16 protein-coding genes are annotated in these 18,014 nt (G+C 58.4%); 9 read left to right on the top strand and 7 right to left on the bottom strand.

All coding sequences use genetic code 11. From position 1 onward, the window contains the following. The first annotated feature begins 44 nt into the window (after nucleotides 1-44). Complete coding sequence (locus AC1DNW_RS23610; RefSeq protein ID WP_113307095.1) at nucleotides 45-806, top strand: SDR family oxidoreductase; 762 nt, start codon at nucleotides 45-47, stop codon at nucleotides 804-806. Between the two features lie 133 nt (nucleotides 807-939). Here AC1DNW_RS23610 and AC1DNW_RS23615 read toward each other — a convergent pair whose 3' ends face one another. Then, a complete protein-coding gene (locus AC1DNW_RS23615; RefSeq protein WP_477854511.1) occupies nucleotides 940-1,776 on the bottom strand; it encodes an alpha/beta fold hydrolase in 837 nt (278 codons plus the stop codon). Between the two features lie 506 nt (nucleotides 1,777-2,282). Here AC1DNW_RS23615 and AC1DNW_RS23620 point away from each other — a divergent pair. After that, the gene (locus tag AC1DNW_RS23620; RefSeq protein WP_113334737.1) at nucleotides 2,283-3,008 is read left to right on the top strand and encodes a winged helix-turn-helix domain-containing protein; all 726 of its coding nucleotides are present in this window, start codon (nucleotides 2,283-2,285) and stop codon (nucleotides 3,006-3,008) included. Nucleotides 3,009-3,030: 22 nt separating this feature from the next. On the opposite strand, the gene AC1DNW_RS23625 is transcribed toward AC1DNW_RS23620, so the two are convergent. Further along, nucleotides 3,031-4,212, bottom strand: a complete 1,182-nt coding sequence (locus AC1DNW_RS23625) for an adenylate/guanylate cyclase domain-containing protein (RefSeq protein ID WP_477854512.1) — start codon at nucleotides 4,210-4,212, stop codon at nucleotides 3,031-3,033. A gap of 142 nt (nucleotides 4,213-4,354) precedes the next feature. Further along, the gene (locus tag AC1DNW_RS23630) at nucleotides 4,355-4,924 is read right to left on the bottom strand and encodes a response regulator transcription factor (protein WP_477854513.1); all 570 of its coding nucleotides are present in this window, start codon (nucleotides 4,922-4,924) and stop codon (nucleotides 4,355-4,357) included. A gap of 557 nt (nucleotides 4,925-5,481) precedes the next feature. Here AC1DNW_RS23630 and AC1DNW_RS23635 point away from each other — a divergent pair. From AC1DNW_RS23635 to AC1DNW_RS23645, 3 genes are all read left to right on the top strand, one after another. Next, nucleotides 5,482-6,966, top strand: a complete 1,485-nt coding sequence (locus AC1DNW_RS23635; RefSeq protein WP_477854514.1) for a cyclic nucleotide-binding domain-containing protein — start codon at nucleotides 5,482-5,484, stop codon at nucleotides 6,964-6,966. Nucleotides 6,967-7,035: 69 nt separating this feature from the next. Continuing rightward, nucleotides 7,036-7,932 (top strand): LysR family transcriptional regulator, encoded by an 897-nt coding sequence (locus AC1DNW_RS23640; RefSeq protein WP_477854515.1) that lies wholly within the window; start codon nucleotides 7,036-7,038, stop codon nucleotides 7,930-7,932. Nucleotides 7,933-8,189: 257 nt separating this feature from the next. Then, entirely contained in the window at nucleotides 8,190-8,669 is a 480-nt protein-coding gene (locus tag AC1DNW_RS23645; protein ID WP_113301726.1) for a carboxymuconolactone decarboxylase family protein, read from the top strand. Nucleotides 8,670-8,771: 102 nt separating this feature from the next. On the opposite strand, the gene AC1DNW_RS23650 is transcribed toward AC1DNW_RS23645, so the two are convergent. The 3 genes from AC1DNW_RS23650 to AC1DNW_RS23660 all read right to left on the bottom strand — a co-directional run bounded on the left by AC1DNW_RS23650 (nucleotide 8,772) and on the right by AC1DNW_RS23660 (nucleotide 11,040). Next, nucleotides 8,772-9,053 (bottom strand): GNAT family N-acetyltransferase, encoded by a 282-nt coding sequence (locus tag AC1DNW_RS23650; protein WP_477854516.1) that lies wholly within the window; start codon nucleotides 9,051-9,053, stop codon nucleotides 8,772-8,774. Nucleotides 9,054-9,237: 184 nt separating this feature from the next. After that, nucleotides 9,238-9,948: an MgtC/SapB family protein gene (locus AC1DNW_RS23655; RefSeq protein WP_477854517.1), complete on the bottom strand. Its 711-nt coding sequence runs from the start codon at nucleotides 9,946-9,948 to the stop codon at nucleotides 9,238-9,240. 177 nt (nucleotides 9,949-10,125) lie between these two features. Beyond that, nucleotides 10,126-11,040: a hydrogen peroxide-inducible genes activator gene (locus tag AC1DNW_RS23660; RefSeq protein ID WP_477854518.1), complete on the bottom strand. Its 915-nt coding sequence runs from the start codon at nucleotides 11,038-11,040 to the stop codon at nucleotides 10,126-10,128. A 206-nt stretch (nucleotides 11,041-11,246) separates the two neighbouring features. Here AC1DNW_RS23660 and katG point away from each other — a divergent pair, with 206 nt between their 5' ends. From katG to AC1DNW_RS23680, 4 genes are all read left to right on the top strand, one after another. Further along, complete coding sequence (gene katG, locus AC1DNW_RS23665; RefSeq protein WP_477854519.1) at nucleotides 11,247-13,430, top strand: catalase/peroxidase HPI; 2,184 nt, start codon at nucleotides 11,247-11,249, stop codon at nucleotides 13,428-13,430. A 224-nt stretch (nucleotides 13,431-13,654) separates the two neighbouring features. Further along, nucleotides 13,655-15,517, top strand: coding sequence for a glycoside hydrolase family 15 protein (locus AC1DNW_RS23670; RefSeq protein WP_477854520.1), 1,863 nt, complete (start codon nucleotides 13,655-13,657; stop codon nucleotides 15,515-15,517). 41 nt (nucleotides 15,518-15,558) lie between these two features. Continuing rightward, complete coding sequence (locus AC1DNW_RS23675) at nucleotides 15,559-15,771, top strand: hypervirulence associated TUDOR domain-containing protein (RefSeq protein WP_113301731.1); 213 nt, start codon at nucleotides 15,559-15,561, stop codon at nucleotides 15,769-15,771. Nucleotides 15,772-15,953: 182 nt separating this feature from the next. Further along, complete coding sequence (locus AC1DNW_RS23680; protein WP_477854521.1) at nucleotides 15,954-17,759, top strand: diguanylate cyclase; 1,806 nt, start codon at nucleotides 15,954-15,956, stop codon at nucleotides 17,757-17,759. Nucleotides 17,760-17,784: 25 nt separating this feature from the next. Here AC1DNW_RS23680 and AC1DNW_RS23685 read toward each other — a convergent pair. Beyond that, on the bottom strand, nucleotides 17,785-18,014 hold a 230-nt coding region (locus AC1DNW_RS23685; protein WP_477854522.1), incomplete at its 5' end, for a hypothetical protein.

Here is an 18,014-nt window from a genome sequence, read left to right on the forward strand (position 1 = left end):
GCGGTGTTCTTCGAACTCTCTAGTACAGCAAAAAGGAGCAGATCATGAAAATCGTCGTCATCGGGGGAACCGGCCTCATCGGTTCAAAGCTTGTCAAACGCCTCCAGGCAAAGGGCCACGAGACTATTGCCGCATCTCCCGCCTCCGGCGTCAATACGATCACCGGCGAAGGCCTTGCAGACGTTCTTAAGGGAGCGCAGGTCGTTGTGGACCTCTCCAATTCCCCGTCTTTCGAAGACAAGGCAGTGATGGACTTCTTCCAGACCGCGGGTCGCAACATCGCGTCTGCCGAAGCGGCCGCCGGTGTGAAGCACCATGTCGCTCTGTCCGTTGTCGGTACCGAGCGCCTTCCGGAGAGCGGCTACATGCGCGCCAAGCTTGCTCAGGAGACGATCATCAAGGAATCCAAGATTCCCTATTCCCTGGTTCACTCAACGCAGTTTTTCGAATTCATGTTCGGCATCGCTCAGTCCGGCGTGCAGGGTGACAAGGTTCACCTTTCGCCGGCGATGATGCAACCGATCTTCTCGGACGATGTTGCCGACGCGCTCGTTGATGTCGTTTTAGGCGAACCGCTGAATGCCACCGTCGAAATCGCCGGCCCGGAACCGATCAAGATTGCCGATGCCGTCACTCGCTATATGCGGCAGATCGGCGACAAGCGCGAGGTTGTCGCCGATGACCAGACCCGCTATTTCGGCGCTTTGTTGAAGTCTGAATCCCTTATGCCCGGCAGCCAAGTGCGGATCGGCAAGACGCGCTACTCCGAGTGGGTCAAGACGGCGACGCCGCCTCCGGGGCACTGATCGGACATCAAATTCCGCATAGAAATAGTCAAAGCCCCAAAAGGGGCTTTGATCGTTTTCGGCAAATGGATTGTGGGTCGAAGGCTCATTGCCACGCAGTCTCAAAGGGGCGCCTCAACGGCGCCCCTCGGCATCAGGCCTTGAAGAAGCTCAGCAGATCCGCATTGACGACGTCGGCATGCGTTGTCGCCATGCCATGCGGCAGCCCCTTGTAGATCTTCAGCGTGGCATTCTTCAGCAGCTTTGCCGAAAGCGGTGCGGAATCGGCGATCGGGACAATCTGGTCGTCGTCGCCGTGCATGACGAGGGTCGGCACTTCGATCGACTTGAGATCTTCGGTGAAGTCCGTTTCCGAAAATGCCTCGATGCCGTCGTAATGGGGCTTGGCGCCGCCGCCCATGCCCTGTCGCCACCAATTCTGGACGATCGCCTGCGATACCTGGGCGCCCGGGCGATTGAAGCTGTAGAACGGGCCGCTGGCGAGGTCTATGTAGAACTGCGACCTGTTTGCCGCCAGCGCTGCGCGCAGACCGTCAAAGACTTCGATCGGCAGGCCGCCTGGATTGGCTGGCGTCTTGACCATGATCGGCGGGACGGCGCCGATGAGGACGAGCTTGGCAACCCGACCCGTGCCGTGACGCGCGACATAATGCGTCGCCTCGCCGCCGCCGGTTGAATGGCCGACATGGATCGCATTGCGAAGATCGAGGTGCTGGACGACAGCTGCGGCGTCAGCTGCATAGTGGTCCATGTCGTGACCGTCGCTGACCTGGCTGGAGCGACCGTGGCCACGGCGGTCATGCGCAATGACGCGATAGCCCTTTCCGAGGAAGAAAAGCATCTGGTTATCCCAGTCGTCGGCGCTGAGCGGCCAGCCATGGTGGAAGACGATCGGCTGAGCATCCTTCGGACCCCAATCCTTGTAGAAGATCTGGGTGCCGTCTTTCGTGGTGACGTATTCATTGCTCATGGCATGTTCTTCCTTCGATTTCTTTGGCTCGTCGGCCATTGCGGATGGGGAAAATTTCAATGTTGCGGCAGCGACTGCAAGTGTTATCGCTCCTGTCATCGTATCTCGGCGCGTCGGCTGAAATTGTTTCGGGTCCATATAAGTATCCTTATTTCGAGATGCTTCATAAGCGCCTTGAAAGGCTCGTTTCTGGAGAGGTATCGCCGCCGAGCCAAGCCTGAGAAAGCTACCCTTTGTGTAGATTGTGGGAAGCTATACTTCCGTTTCATTGCGGCTGTTGCACGCATGAAGAACTGGCTTGCGCCCCAAAGGGATTTGAAGACCGTCGTTTCAGGGCCATCATAAACGTGCAAATTTTCCGGTTAAACCTAAACGGACGTTTGATCGTCCAATCGGCTCGTTTCGACTATCAACCGGAGAGGGGCATCGTTCACGACAGAAACATCGCAATTCATTGTTACATCTGACTGACCCGTGCCCCGTCGCGTTGCCAGACGGAGAAACCCATGCAGCATGTCCTCGTTGTCGATGACGATCACTCTGCACGCAGTCTCATCAGTGATTATCTCGTGCAGCAGGCGTTTCGCGTCACTGCGGTCAGCAGTGGTGACGAACTGCAGAGCGTGATCTCAATGGATATAGTCGATGCATTCGTCATTGATGTGAGCCTCGAGGGAGAGGACGCCCTTGAGATTGTGCAGCAACTTGTGAGCCTTTCGACAGCGCCGGTTATCATCACCAGCGCCGACCGCATCGAGGAGGCCGACAAGGTGCTGGGGTTCGAGCTTGGCGCCAGCGATTATATAACCAAGCCGTTTGGGCTGCGAGAATTCCTGGCGCGGCTCAAAGCAGCCATGCGGGTGAGGCCCGCGCCCGAGGCCGGCCGGGAGCGCCGGACCTATATGTTCGGCGACTGGACGCTCTCCATGCATCAGCGAGCGCTTATCCGACCGGATGTCGGTGAGACGAAACTGACTGCTGCAGAATTCAATCTTCTCGTCGCATTCCTGAACGCACCAAAACAGGTCCTGTCCCGTGAGCGGTTGCTTGCGGCGAGCCGTGTTCACTCTGAGGAAGTCTTCGATCGAAGCATTGATGCGCTGATCCTGCGCCTGCGACGAAAGCTGGAAACCGAGCCGTCAAAACCGAGCCTGATCAAGACCGCACGCGGAAGCGGCTATATTCTGGATTGCAGCGTCACGGTGGACGAGCGGCCGAGGCTCAAACGATAAGCCCGCCCTTTGCCGCCTGATGTCAGCGCCTGGTCGGTGGAAGGCGCAGTGCGTGAACCTCGACAGGTTGTTCGAAACCCCTGAGGTTATAGGGACCAAGCCATTCCGTCTGGTCAGCACAGCCGGCCATTCTTACAAAATCCGCTGATATCAGGACGGGGTGCTGCAGTTCCTTCGTCAAAGCCTCCAGGCGGGAGGCGATGTTCACCGCCGGGCCGATCACGGTAAAATCCAGTCTCTTTTTGGAGCCGATATTGCCGTACATGACCTCTCCAAGGTGAATGCCCGTGCCGTAGCGGACCTCGTATCCGAGAGCTGTTTCCTGAAGCCGTTTGATCGCCTCCTGCGCCTCGAAGACGGCTTGCAGGAGATCACTACAGGCGTCAGCCTGCTCCAGGGGAAAGACCGCCAGCAGGCCGTCCCCCATGAACTTGAGGATTTCGCCGCCATGCCTTTCGATCGGATCGGCGATGGCATCGAAATACTGGTTCAGGATGGAGATAACCTCGTCGCGGGGCCGGCGATCGGACAGCTTCGTAAAGTTTCTGAGATCACAGATCATGATTGCGGCATTTACCGACACGCCGCTCCCGCGCGTCGTTGCTCCATCCAGAATCTGTTCGCCGGCGTGCGGGCCGACATAGGTTTGCAGCAGCGTCAGGGCCAGCTGGTTCTTGAGGCGAATTTCGCTGACCAGCGAGAATAGCGGAAGGATCTCGCGGAAGAGCGCGATTTCCTCGTCCGTAAATCCGCCCGGCTCGCTCGTCGAAAACGTCGCAAGGTGTCTCTTGCCCTGGGTATGGTCGATCGGCCAGGCAATGTAATCGGTGTGGCCTTCCGCCTTCAATTCTTCGAAGACAGAAAATTGATGCGGTCCGTAGATCTGAAGCCGCTGCCGGATTTCGACGCCGCTCTTGATGACGACACGAAACGGACTTCTGAGAAAAGCATCGGTCGCCTCGACATCGTAACCGATCGTGGTGATATCCGCTTGCCCGTGATCCTTGACCCAGACGACCCGCGTGCCGAGCCATTGGGGATGGTGAACGCGAAGATGAAGACTGGCGCGGCTCAAAGCGACGCCGCACGAAACGAKACGATCACACAATTGCAGAAATATCGGCTCGATCTGCAGCTCGTCTCGAACGCCCGATATCAGCCAGCTCATGAGAGAATGGCGGTTGGCGCTGTCAAGATTATGCATTTTGCTCCTCGTTCACCCGCAGCGCTTTTGCTGGGCCGAAGCGCCCACCCGACATCGTGCTCAACACCTTGATTCTTTTCAGCCGCGTCAATGGTGAGCATAGTKATGAATGGTTCCTCAGTCCCGAGCGAAATGATCAGGATCAGCGCCGTGCGGCGGAGGCTATGAATTCCATCAGATCCTTGGAGTTCAATGGCTTTTCCAAAAAGGCGGCTGCGCCCGATAATCTCGCGGCCGTTTCGGTGCGATTGTCGGCAGAGGAGGTCATGATGCAAACCGGCGGGCCACCGTTCCGGACCACGGCAGAAAGCAGGCCCAGTCCGCTGGTGCCGGGCATTCTCACATCGGCTAATACACAATGCACACGATGCATATCGCCGGAATTCAGGAAGGCGTCCGCGGACGTATAGGTCCGGCTTTCAATGCCGGTCGTTTCGAAGAGATCCTTGAGCGATTCCAAGAGAAACTGATCGTCGTCTATGATCGCGATTGTGGTTTTTTGCTCGGACTGCATCAGGCCTCTGACAATATAGAACCGGTCATCCGGCATTTTGTGGACATTGGTACGCCTTATAAATCGTAGGCATCGATGGAAATCAAAAACACATCTTTTTTCAAGATGTGCACGGGTCCATTCGTCAGGCTCCCAACATCGTTGATGCCAATGGAAGCCCGAGCGACGGTCTATTTCCCATGAGACATCCCCTCCCAAGTCTGCATCCTATGGTAACAAACAATGGCCGCCTTTCAACTAAACCGAAGTTTGTCTCCCCTCAGAGAGTGATTTAAGATCCGCAACAAAGTCAGCCAGGTTTTCAATCGTCGTGGTGATGTGCATAAAAGTTGCTGGGACGGTGGGTGGCGGCAGCCCGATGGATTCGTACGTCAAGGCTGTCGAACAATGGATAGCAGGCTTCGTGTCAAGCCCACCCTTGATTTAGTAGTCACGCGGACTGGTGAGTGACTATGCTATGTGTCGTGCACTGCCCAAGGCCCGATCATGCTTCTCCTTTATAACGGTGGATTTTCCTGAGACACGGCGAGAGTCAGTATCCTACTGAATCGGCTGGAACTACCAATCGAACTCTGAGCTCTCGATCTCGATGCGGGCGAAACCAAGATGCGCCAGCGGAATTTCTGAGAACCCGGAGTCGGGCTAAGCCCGACAGGAGCGACCTCGAAAGCTGTCTCTTTGCGACTATCCGGTCGCTGCGTACCAAGCAGACGCGTAGGTGTGGCTGCCTCTACCGTTATCGATGAGAAAACTGGATGCCGCAGGAAATCATTTCGTTTGTCGTCTTGCTGAACGCCCTGGGCATAGCGGGCGTCGTCGTATGGCATCTGCAAGGGCGCTCCCGGCCAAACGCGCGCCTGATCGTGCAGATCATCTTCTTTACCGCGATGACGATCGTTCTCCTGCTGAGCGGGATCGTTCCGTTTCGCTTTGACCCGCCGCATCTGGAAAGCGTAAGTGCGCTGTTTGTCTCTGCCAAGATCCTTTGGTGGGTTCATCTCTCCTGGGCCGTCATCGGCTTCCTGCGCATCTACATCGTGCTGGACGGCAGGCCGAGAGAAGCAAGGCTCATTCAGGACCTGTTGATCGCGGTCGTTTATCTCGGTGTCGCCCTGTCGGTCATGGCCTTCGTTTTCGGGGTTCCGATCGKCACGTTGCTGGCGACATCAGGCGTCATCGCCGTGATCCTCGGTCTCGCCTTGCAGAACACGCTGGGAGACGTGTTCTCCGGGATCGCTCTGACGCTGGGACGTCCCTATGTCATCGGTGATTGGATTTTGCTCAGCGACGGCACGGAAGGACGGATTGTCGCCAGCAACTGGCGCTCTACGCATCTGCTCACCGCTGCTCACAATATCGTCGTCCTGCCGAACAGCGTGCTTGCCAAGCTTGGGCTGACCAATATCAGCCAACCGGATGAAAACCATCTGATCACGCTGTCGATCCGGATTGTTCCGACACGCATGCCGCACGTCATCCTCGGCGTCATGCAGACGGTGCTCGATAGCTGCAATTCCATCATCAAGGATCCGCCGCCAGCCGTTTCGCTTGTCGGCATAGATGCCAGCGCAGTTAATGTCGAACTCTATTTTCAGGTGACCAGTCCGCTGCGGCGAGGCCTTGCCCGCAGCGAGGTGATCGATCTGGTATACCGCCACTGCAAGTCCAGTGGGCTTCAGCTTGCGATGCCGCTCAGCAAGGTGATCATGGCAAACGAGTCCCCAGCACAGAATACGTTGGTCTCCAGCGCAGGCCCGGCTCAAAGTCTTATCGAAGCGATCCCCGTTTTCTCGGTACTCACAGGCGACGAAATGACGACGCTTGCGGCATCTGCGACCAAGCGCACTTTTTCTCCCGGTGACGAGATCGCAAAAGAGGGAGACTCCCTCGCCAGCCTTATGATCATCCGGGCAGGCATCGTTTCGATGCGAAGAGATGACAGGGAGACGGCGCGCCTGGCACCGGGCGACTTTTTTGGCGAAGGGGGTTTTCTCGCCGGAATAGGAGAGAGCCACGCGCTTCAGGCGGTAACGCGGGTGACCGTCTATGAGATTGGCAAGGAGGCGTTTGCACCGCTCCTGCAAGAGCGCCCCGAACTCGCGGAAGACCTTGCGGCAAATCTCGCCCATCGCGAGGCGTTGAGCGAAAATATCGGCAATCATGCCATGCAGCACGATCGCCGCCGATCCTACCTGGTGCAAGCCATTCGATCGGTATTCCGCAACCATGCACATGGATGACCATGCGGTAACCGCAGTGGACTATCGGGGCGTTGCCACCTATCCGCAGATCAAGTTCGTGGAGGCGAGATGCGTAATTTGCTGGGCGAAACCGCGGGTTTGGTGGCATTTGTCCGGACCGTGGAAACGGGGTCCTTCAGTGCCGCGGCGCGCAGTCTGCGGACAACGCCGTCGGGCGTATCGAAGAGCATTTCCCGGCTGGAAAGCCTGTTGGGGCTGAAGCTCTTTCGTCGTTCGACGCGTATCTTGACGTTGACGCCCGACGGCGAAACCTTCTTCGGAAGCATCGCGCCGCTTCTTCGGCAGATCGAGGAATCTTCGGATGTCTTTCAGGCGGATCGCGGAGCCACCGGCCATTTACACGTAAGCCTGCCAAGCGAGCTTGCGAGGCTGCTCATGGTGCCCATCTTCACGCATTTCCTGCCGCAGCATCCCGGCATAACGCTCGATCTCGGTACGACGGATCGCCACGTGGACCTGATCCGCGAAAACTACGACATCGCCTTTCGCGTCGGCAAAGTCACGGGAAGCGACTTGATGATGCGAACGCTGATGCATCTGGACATGGCGCTGGTCGCATCTCCTGCCTTTGTCGATACATCGGGACCGGTCGGCACGGTGGAGAGGCTGCGCGAACTGCCCTTCGCGCGATATGCGATCGATGGCCACACATATCCCATTCACTTTGCCGATGGCGCGACGATGATACCGACGGGCCAGGTGGACCTCGACACGGCGACAGCGATCCGCATTGCCGCCTTGAGTGGAGTAGGCGTCGCTTATCTGATGAAATGCATCGTTCAGGAAGAGCTGGATAGAGGGGAACTGATCCAGATTCTGCCCGACCTTGAGCTGGAAACGATGCCGTTCCAGGCTGTCCACGCTTTCGGTCGAATGCCGACCTACCGCCTGCGGCTCTTTTCGGATTTCATCGAAACCGAAATGCAGAAGCGCGCATCGCGATGACCTAGCTCACGGGACCGCGACAGATGCAGCAGTCCCGCCTGAAATCTTGGCCAGCCATTTTGCCGCCTACTTGCCTGTGTCCGCTGCATTGCCGGCAGGCCACGTGAAGTAAATGGTGCCGTCACGCTCGGCCCATCCCCCAACCGATGTTTAGCTACCGCTTTTTCCGGTGCTTGGTACTCATTTCATGACCGTATGCAGGCGCTTGCCTTGGCGGTCGGCTCCCCAAATCAGCAATCTCGAAAGACGAGGATGACATGACGCAAAGACTGAATTACGCCCAACTTTCGCCGGAACTCGTAAAAAAGCTCACCGCCTTCACCATGGAGCTGAATGAGAGCTCCATCGAGAAGACGATCAGGGATTTGGTCGAAATCCGCGCGTCTCAGATCAATGGCTGCAGCTTCTGCGTGGACATGCATTCCAAGGCGGCAAAGATCCACGGTGAACGCGAGCTCCGTCTCTATCACGTTGCCGCCTGGCGTGAATCGACGCTGTTCAGCCCGCGCGAGCGTGCCGCGCTTGCCTGGACGGAGGCGGTCACCAAGCTCTCCGACACCGGCGTTGCGGACGAACTCTACGAGAAGGTCCGCGGTCAACTTTCCGAGAAGGAAGTTTCCGACCTGACGTTCCAGATCATGGCCATCAACGCATGGAACCGGATCAGCGTTGCGGTCAAGGCCGTGCCGGGTTCGGCGGACAAGCTTTACGGCCTGGACAAGGCCGGACTGGAGTAGAAACCGGTCGACAGATATCGCGGCCGCATGAGAGTGCGGCCGCGGCAAAATTGACCCGCTGTGGCTGCTCCTCACGTCTTGTAGCGGCAAGAGGCGAAAATATCAGCCGGTGATCAGGTCGTTATATTCGGGGTGTTTTGCGGCATAGGCCGCCATGAACTCGCATTGCGGAACGACCTTCTGGCCGTTTTTCCTGATCTGCGCGAAGACGCCGTCAGCGAGCTTGGTTCCGATTCCAGCGCCGGAATATTCGAACGGAACTTCGGTGTGGGTAAGGACGATCTTGTCGCCCGCCATCCTGTAGTAGGCCATGGCCATTGCATTAGTGTTGATCGGCAGTTCATAGCGCTGCATCCGGCTGTTGTTCTCAACAAGAAGCGGCATGGTCATCTCCATTCGTTGCCCCAGCCTTCCGTCATCTCTTTATTTCGTCAACTAAACGATCGTTTGGCTAATTGATCGATCGATTTCATCTGGACGTGAGATCGTGCTTTCAAGCACCTCACGTGCCCTATATGAGAGCATCAGGACGGTCACTCGCTGTGAAGGACGCTTGAAGCCTTTGGTTTTATGTCACGGTGGCGCGATGCTCGAAACGCGTGACGCGAAAGTTCTTTTCCAATGATGCGGCTATTTGATCTGCGCCTGGAACACCTCCAACGGATTTCCACCTGATCTCGTAGATCAACTCGCGATGCCCGTCATTKCTATCGGTGAGCCCTGTAAAGGTTGCTTCGGAGAGCTCGAGAGCCGTTGTCTTCAGGTTCGGGATCTCGGCGTCAACCGGGAGTTTGATTGCGACCATGCCGTTCTGTTGACCGGATATCCACCGGTCTACCTGTTTCAGCGGGGAAAGGATCAGGACCGCGAGAATTGTTACGATGGCACCGACCACGATCTGTCCACCGCCGAAGCACAGGCCGATTGCCGTGATCAGCCACAGCGTGGCCGCCGTGGTTACGCCGGTTGTGATGTCGCCCCTTTTCAGGATCGCCCCGCCGCCGATAAAACCCACGCCTGTGAGTACGCCGAGCGGGAACCGCAATATGTCCATCGACCCGTTGGCGCTCTGGCTCGTCGCCAACAGGATATTTGCCTGGATCATCGAGAGACAGGCCGCMAGTCCGACGAGGATGGTCGTGCGCAATCCCGCGACGTGGCCCCCTCGCTCCCTGTCGAGGCCGATGAATGCGCCGGCGATGATCGTTGCCGTCAGACGGATTGCGATGTCCACCCAGTTCGGCGTGATCGGCATCAGGTCGATCAAATCCAATTCCATGCTCCCCTTGTCACGGATCAGCGCCTCTATTCTTGAGATGGAAGCCGATTTACACCGGGATGGCTCCCATAAGCCGGATTGCTGCCGATCGTTTCGTGCGGGAAGCTAGAGCGCAGCCGGCAAGCTGGCCAGTGGGGCAGTAAAAACCAGTCATGAAATCGGCAGGTGCAGGATCGGCTACTCCGCCGAGATCTGACGGCGCTGGCTTCCTGCCGAATGCCGGATGACCTCGGAAATCTGGAGCAGTTGTTTGGCCAGAGGCGTCGAATTGCGCCAGATGATTCCGATCGTTCGCAGGGGGCGGGGCGTGCGGAACCGGGAGATGGAGACATCCGCCGAGCGCGTCTCAACCGGTACCGCCATTTCGGGGATCAGGGTTACACCAATGCCGGCGCTGACCATCTGCACCAGCGTCGAAAGAGAACTGCCCTCCATGATTTCCCGAGGGCGTGTCGATTCTATGCCGCAAAATGACAGGGCCTGATCGCGAAAGCAGTGCCCTTCCTCAAGCAGAAGTAGGCGCATTTCGCGCAGGGCCTCGGGTTCCGGCACCGGCTTGCCTTCGTCTTCGCGGTGCCGGACCAACACGAATTCCTCTTCAAACAATTTGATCTCGGTGAGGGATGGCTGCGATACCGGCAGGGCGACCACTGCCAGATCCAGTTCGCCTTGCGCCACCTCGTGAACCAGCCTAGCTGTCAGCGTCTCGCGGACCTGTATTTCAATGCTGTCGAAGGTCCTGTTCAGATCTCTGATGATGGTTGGCAGTAAATAGGGTGCGATGGTTGGAATGATTCCGATTCTGAGCCGCGTCAGCAGCTTGTCCTGCGAAGCACGGGCAAGATCCGCGAGCTCGTCCACGGCGCGAAGAATGTCGCGGACGCGGAGCGCAAGCAGTTGCCCGAAGGCGGTGAGTTTTACTTCTTTGGCGCCCMTTTCGAAGAGGTTGCCCCCCAATTGTTCCTCAAGCTCCTTGATCTGCATGGACAGAGCGGGCTGCGAAATCGCACATGCATCGGCGGCGTGCCGGAAACGGCCATGGCGCGCCAGGGCTTCAAAATAGCGAAGCTGTTTGAGTGTAAGGTTGGTCATAATTTCAGCTTATCGCAGCCATCAGTAAATCCAACTTAAATTTATGATGGGCTTCCGATAAGAAGGAACGAAGGGGAGGATGCGCAGCGATCCTGCTGCTGACCCGTACGGGGTTGGAACGCAGTCGGGCAGGCAGCCAAGCCGAATGGTTTAGACGCACAGGCTGCCCTGAAGCGGCAGCCACAGGGAAGCAACAGGAGAAAACTATGGACCAGAAACCTGACAGCGCGGGCAAATGTCCCGTCGACCATACGGCTCACCGCAGCAGAGGGAACCGCGACTGGTGGCCGAACCATCTCGACCTGCAGATGCTTCACCATCATTCCGGTCTTTCCGACCCGATGGGCAAGGATTTCGACTATGCCGAAGAGTTCAAGAAGCTCGATCTCGAAGCAGTGAAGGCGGATCTCCATGCGTTGATGACGGATTCGCAGGACTGGTGGCCGGCGGACTTCGGCCATTACGGCGGCCTGTTCATCCGCATGGCCTGGCACAGCGCCGGCACCTATCGCATTACCGACGGCCGCGGCGGCGCCGGTCAGGGCCAGCAGCGTTTTGCGCCGCTCAACAGCTGGCCTGACAACGTCAACCTCGACAAGGCCCGCCGCCTTCTTTGGCCGATCAAGCAGAAATACGGCAACAGCATTTCATGGGCCGACCTGCTCATCCTGACTGGCAACGTCGCGCTCGAATCCATGGGCTTCAAGACCTTCGGTTTTGCCGGCGGTCGCGCCGACGTCTGGGAGCCGGAAGAGCTTTACTGGGGTCCGGAAGGCACCTGGCTCGGCGACGAGCGCTATAGCGGCGAACGCGAACTGGCAGAGCCACTTGGCGCCGTGCAGATGGGCCTCATCTATGTCAACCCGGAAGGCCCGAACGGCACTCCCGATGCGCTTGCATCCGCTCGCGACATCCGCGAGACCTTCGCGCGCATGGCGATGAATGACGAAGAGACCGTGGCGCTGATTGCCGGTGGCCACACTTTCGGCAAGACCCATGGTGCCGGCGATCCGTCGTTTGTCGGCGTCGATCCTGAAGGTGGCGAGCTCGAGGCCCAGGGCCTTGGCTGGACGAGCAAATTCAACAGCGGCGTCGGTCGCGATGCCATCGGCAGCGGCCTGGAAGTCACTTGGACCCAAACGCCGACCCAGTGGAGCAACTACTTTTTCGAAAACCTCTTCGGTTTCGAATGGGAGCTGACCACGAGCCCTGGCGGTGCCAAGCAGTGGGTGGCGAAAAATGCCGAGGCTTCCATTCCGGATGCCTTCGACCCCTCGAAAAAGCAACTGCCGACCATGCTGACCAGCGATCTGGCGCTGCGTGTCGATCCGATCTACGAGAAGATCTCACGCCGTTTTCTGGAAAACCCGGACCAGTTCGCCGACGCCTTTGCCCGCGCCTGGTTTAAGCTGACCCACCGCGACATGGGTCCGAAGGTCCGCTACCTTGGCCCGGAAGTGCCGGCCGAAGACCTGATCTGGCAGGACGTCATTCCGGCCGTCGATCACCCTGTTGTCGATGACGCCGATATTGCCGAGCTGAAGGTCAAGGTCGTTGCCTCGGGCCTGTCGGTACAGGAGCTGGTCTCGACCGCCTGGGCCTCCGCCTCGAGCTTCCGCGGCTCCGACAAGCGCGGCGGCGCCAATGGCGCACGCATCCGTCTTGCTCCGCAGAAGGATTGGGAGGTCAACGAACCGGCGCAGCTCGCCAAGGTTCTGGGCGTCCTCGAAGGCATCCAGAAGGCCTTCAATGCCGCCCAGACCGGCGGCAAGAAGATCTCCCTTGCCGACCTGATCGTCCTGGCCGGCGCAGCAGGCGTCGAGAAGGCCGCAAGAGCAGGGGGGCACGACGTCGTCGTGCCGTTCACGCCGGGCCGCGCGGATGCCTCGCTGGAGCAGACCGACGTTGCATCCTTCGCAGCTCTGGAGCCGCGCATCGACGGTTTCCGCAACTATGTGAACAGCAAGCGCCTGCAGTTTATGAAGCCGGAAGAAGCGCTCGTCGACCGCGCACAACTGCTGACGCTGACCGCACCTGAGATGACGGTTCTCGTCGGCGGTCTGCGTGTGCTGAAGGCCGGCAAGCCSGARCAYGGCGTCTTCACCKCGCRTCCGGAAGYGCTGACGAACGAYTTCTTCGTCAACCTGCTCGACATGGGCACGGTTTGGGCTCCCGTTGCAGGTAAGGAAGGCGTTTACGAAGGACGCGACCGCAAGACGAACGAAGTCAAGTGGACCGGCACCCGCGTCGACCTGGTCTTCGGTTCCCACTCGCAGCTTCGCGCCCTCGCCGAAGTCTACGGCCAGTCGGACGCCAAGGCGAAGTTCGTCAAGGACTTCGTCGCGGCATGGACCAAGGTCATGAACGCAGATCGTTTCGATCTCGTCTGATTGAAGCTCTGTCTGGACGCGGCGGAAACGCTGCGTCCAGACGTCCGGCGTTTAGTATTGAGCGCTCAATTCTTTCGCTATTGCGGCTGGCAACCGCCATCAACCTCCAAGTAAAACTCTTCCTGACCCAAGGCGCGCGCCMGTCGGCAGTCAATCACGATCCTTTCGGCCTGAAACCAACCCAATGCCGATGCGTTGTCGGAACACAGCGGGTGGAAGAGATCATGGATTCCAAAGCATCGACCAGAAGTTTGCATGTCTCGGGCGCGCGAGATGACGATCGCAGCATACCAAGATTGGTCGGCGATCACGGGGTGATTGGCGATCTCGCGACGATCGCTCTGGTGGCGAAGGATGGCGCGGTCGATTTTCTGTGCTGGCCGAATTTCGACAGCCCATCGATTTTTGCTGCGCTGCTGGATCCGGAACGCGGCGGCGTTTTTGAGCTTTATCCTGATATCCCCGACGCCCGCGTCACGCAGCAATATCTGCCCGACACGAATGTCTTGCTGACGCGGTGGATGGGCGTGGGGCTGAGCGCCGAGATCACCGATTTCATGGTGGTCAAGGATGCTGACCCCGACGGGCCGACAACGGTTGTCAGGCGTATACGCGCTACGCGCGGCGACGTTGCTGTCAGGATGCGTTGTGCGCCGCGTTTCAACTATGCGATGGAATCGGTCCGACCGGAGATCGTGGGCAATTGCGCGACTTGGCGCTCGCCGTCGGCGGCAGGCTTCCGCATAAGCTCTAATGTTGCGCTGATACAGGACGGAAACGATGTCATCTCGCCGGATATCCGGCTCAAGGCCGGCGAGACCGCAGATTTCGTGCTTGCCGCTGTCGATAGCGATCCGGTGGAATCGTCCGACATTCAGGCCCTCGAAGATGGCACGATCGATTATTGGCAGGATTGGGCCGGGCAATCCACCTATCGTGGGCGCTGGCGCGAGATGGTCAACCGGGCCGCCTTGGCCTTGAAGCTGCTCACCTCCCGTCGGCATGGCTCGATCATCGCCGCCGGAACCTTCGGGCTGCCGGAGGCTCCGGGTGGCACGCGCAACTGGGATTATCGCGCCACCTGGATCAGAGATGCGTCTTTCACTGTTTATGCGCTGATGCGTCTTGGTTATCGGAAGGAGGCCGAGGCTTTCAATGCATGGATCGGAAAACGTGCGTCCAACTGCGACTACGGCGGACGACTGGATATCATGTATGCCCTCGATGGTGGCGATGTGCCCGACGAAGTTGTCCTCGACCATCTCAGTGGCTATGGCGGAGCGCGTCCGGTTCGCGTTGGCAACAAGGCCTCGGAGCAGTTTCAGCTCGACATCTACGGCGAACTGATGGACTCGATCTATCTCAGCAACAAATATGGACATGCCATTTCGCATAAGGCGTGGCAGGGCGTGCGTGAGGTGATCGATTACGTTTGCGAGCATTGGCAGGACGCGGATGCCGGGATCTGGGAAATGCGGCGGGAGCCGCAATATTTCCTGCATTCGCGCCTGATGTGCTGGGTGGCGGTCGACCGGGCGTTGCGGCTGGCAAACAAGCGTTCCCTTGCCGCCCCCTTTGCCCGATGGCTCGAAACCCGCAACGATATTCACGATGATATATGGCAAAATTTCTGGAACAGCGAGAAAGGCCATTTCGTACAGACGAAGCACGGCGACAGTCTGGATGCGTCACTGCTCTTGATGCCGCTTGTGCGATTTGTCAGTGCGACCGATCCACAATGGCTCGCGACGCTCCATGCAATCGGCAGGGAACTAGCGGATGACGGCGTTGTCTATCGCTACAAGAGCGCCGATGGGCTGGGCGGCCGGGAAGGGGCCTTCTCTGCCTGCTCCTTCTGGTATGCGGAATGCCTTGCCAGGGCGGGCGATCTCAAGAAAGCCCGCCGCGTCTTCGAGGCGGTATTGAACCACGCGAACCATGTCGGTCTCTATGCCGAGGAATTTGACATGAGATCGGAGCTTTCAGGGAATTTTCCGCAGGCGTTCACCCATCTCGCACTCATCAGCGCCGCCTATTATCTGGATCGTGAACTGGATACCCGGAATGACCAGGAATGGCGGCCTTAGCAAATTGCCGCTGTAGCCGCCGATTGTTGGAAGGAGACACAATGAGCAAGGATCTCAAGACAGGTGACAAGGTGTCGTGGAATACGAGCCAGGGAGAAACCGCCGGCAAAATTGTCAAAAAGCAGACGACGCGGACCAAGATCAAAGAGCATGAGGTGAAAGCCTCGAAGTCCGATCCGCAATATATCGTGGAGAGCGAAAAATCCGGCAAAAGGGCTGCGCACAGGCCCGATCAGCTGCACAAAAAGCAATGACTGCAGTCATTCTTTGTTGACGTGACAGGACCGTGATTGCCAAGGGTTCTGACGCCACCTTCGCGTATCGGCGGGTATTTTCGATCCAGACTTTCTGCTTTTTTCCAAAACGCATAGCGCAACAACGCTGTGTTAGAAGTTTCTTTAATTCTCCTTCACTCCGATTTCGCTATCATGGCCTCATGAGAATAAGCACCATCACCAACTGGGCCTACGGCATAACCGTGATCCTTACGGCGCTTTCGGCTGTGGCCTTTATCATGTCGTCACGCAGTGCTGAAGACGAAAGGCGTGCGGTTGAGGAGCATCTCGCGCTCGACACACTTGCCGAACAGCTTCAGATGGGTGCGGAATTCTCAAGCGATGAAGCACGGCTCTATGTCATGCGGGGCGAACAGCGCCACCTTATTGCATTCAAGGCGGACGAGGAAACAGAGCGGCAGCGCGAAACAGCCGCCGAGCAGATCGCGGCGAGGGATATATCTGCCGTAGAGCGGAATATTATCGAGGACATAGACAAACAGGCCGAGGCGCTTGACGCTGTGGAAGCCGCCGCTGTCGATGCCTATCAGAAAGGAGATCGGCAGGCAGCACAGCAGGCGCTTTTTGGACCGGAGCACGAGCGGTTGCAGACGGCTCTGGTGGAATCGGCTGGGCGTTTGCGCGATATCACGGCGACACGCACCGGCGCGGCACTCGAAGATGCGCGCCGGCGCAGTGACCAATGGAGCCTTGTCGCAAAGATCATGCTGGGCATCACCGGCCTGCTCTTCCTCGCCGTACTCTACTTTATCCTGCGGCGTCGCGTGGCCATGCCCCTCGTGCGCATGACGGGCATCGTCACCCGGTTGGCCAAGCAGGACTATGCTGTCGAGGTTCCTGACGATCGCCGCCACGACGAAATCGGCGAGATGAACGAGGCCATCCAGATTTTTCGCGAGAACGGCCTTGAACGCGAGCGTCTGGATGCCGAGCGGCGGGCGGACCAGCACACCAAGGATCTCATCCTGCAGATGATGCATCGCCTTCAGGCCTGTGAGAATCAGCATGAACTGGCCGATGTCGTCGCGCGCTTTGCGCCGCAGATCTTTCCGGGCATTGCCGGAAGTCTTTATACCCTGAACGAGGACAAGTCCTCTCTCGCGCAGGCCGGCACGTGGCTGGAGCCGGTCAATGCGCAGGCGGCTTTCTCGGCCAATGCCTGCTGGGGTCTGCGGCGCGGCCGCCCCCATATGAGCGGCGTCGGCGATGGCGATGTGACCTGCCTTCATGTCGAAGGCAGCGGTGTTACGACCTCCTGTTTCCCGCTGACCGCGCAGGGCGATATGATTGGCCTTCTCTATCTCGAGGAACGCGACGGGCGGGTGCCGGTGCTGGAAAATGCCCGCCTCTATCTTGAGTTGATTGCCGAGAATGTCGGACTGGCGGTCGCCAACCTGCAGCTTCGCGAGAAGCTGACCGATCTTGCGGTGCGCGATCCGTTGACCGGGCTTTTCAACCGCCGCTTCCTCGATGACACGTTGCACCGGCGCGGCCGTGACGATGCCGATGAGCCGTTGGTATGCCTGATGATCGACATCGATCATTTCAAGGGCTTCAACGACAAGTTCGGCCACGATGCCGGTGACTTGGTCATGCAATATGTCGGGCAAATCCTGCGAAATGCCGCTGCCGGATACGGCTACGCATTTCGTTTCGGCGGTGAGGAATTCACAATACTACTGCCTGACCACAGCGAAGAGGGCGGCTTCCAATTCGCCGAAATGCTGCGTGCGCAGATCAGTTCAGCGGCACTCTCCCACTCAGGTCAGATTCTCGGCGCCGTGTCGGTGTCGATCGGTGTGGCTGTGTCACCCGGGGAAGGTGCAGTCGATACGCTGGTGAGCCGAGCAGATGCGGCCCTTCTGGATGCCAAGGCCAAGGGCCGCAACCGAACGGTCCTGGCAAGCAGCCTGAGCCGGAAAGCGCAGGAAACGCTACGCCCCTGATGCCTGCAAATAGGGAATCAGCCGATTAATTGCCGACTGCGCCGTGTGGCGCAAGTTCGCCGATTTCGCGGCTTGCGCCGTAATCGCGCTCATGGGCCGAACGGAAGCGGTTTTCCTGGCGACCGCTCAGATCACGGTAGTAGCGCTCAGTGATGCCGTCGGCATAGGTGCCGGTATCGACATCAAAGCTGTCAGCCGACGGCTTGATCGAGAAAAATTTGAACATCGTCAGGGTCCCTCCACAGCGAGCTATCA

Source organism: Rhizobium sp. 05L429 (assembly GCF_056397645.1).

Bases quoted from the DNA above. Each gene is read 5' to 3' on its own strand.
- AC1DNW_RS23645 (WP_113301726.1), top strand. From the start codon at position 8,190: ATGACGCAAAGACTGAATTACGCCCAACTTTCGCCGGAACTCGTAAAA.
- AC1DNW_RS23670 (WP_477854520.1), top strand. From the start codon at position 13,655: ATGGATTCCAAAGCATCGACCAGAAGTTTGCATGTCTCGGGCGCGCGA.
- AC1DNW_RS23640 (WP_477854515.1), top strand. From the start codon at position 7,036: ATGCGTAATTTGCTGGGCGAAACCGCGGGTTTGGTGGCATTTGTCCGG.
- AC1DNW_RS23615 (WP_477854511.1), bottom strand. From the start codon at position 1,776: ATGAGCAATGAATACGTCACCACGAAAGACGGCACCCAGATCTTCTAC.
- AC1DNW_RS23620 (WP_113334737.1), top strand. From the start codon at position 2,283: ATGCAGCATGTCCTCGTTGTCGATGACGATCACTCTGCACGCAGTCTC.
- AC1DNW_RS23610 (WP_113307095.1), top strand. From the start codon at position 45: ATGAAAATCGTCGTCATCGGGGGAACCGGCCTCATCGGTTCAAAGCTT.
- AC1DNW_RS23675 (WP_113301731.1), top strand. From the start codon at position 15,559: ATGAGCAAGGATCTCAAGACAGGTGACAAGGTGTCGTGGAATACGAGC.
- AC1DNW_RS23650 (WP_477854516.1), bottom strand. From the start codon at position 9,053: ATGCCGCTTCTTGTTGAGAACAACAGCCGGATGCAGCGCTATGAACTG.
- AC1DNW_RS23680 (WP_477854521.1), top strand. From the start codon at position 15,954: ATGAGAATAAGCACCATCACCAACTGGGCCTACGGCATAACCGTGATC.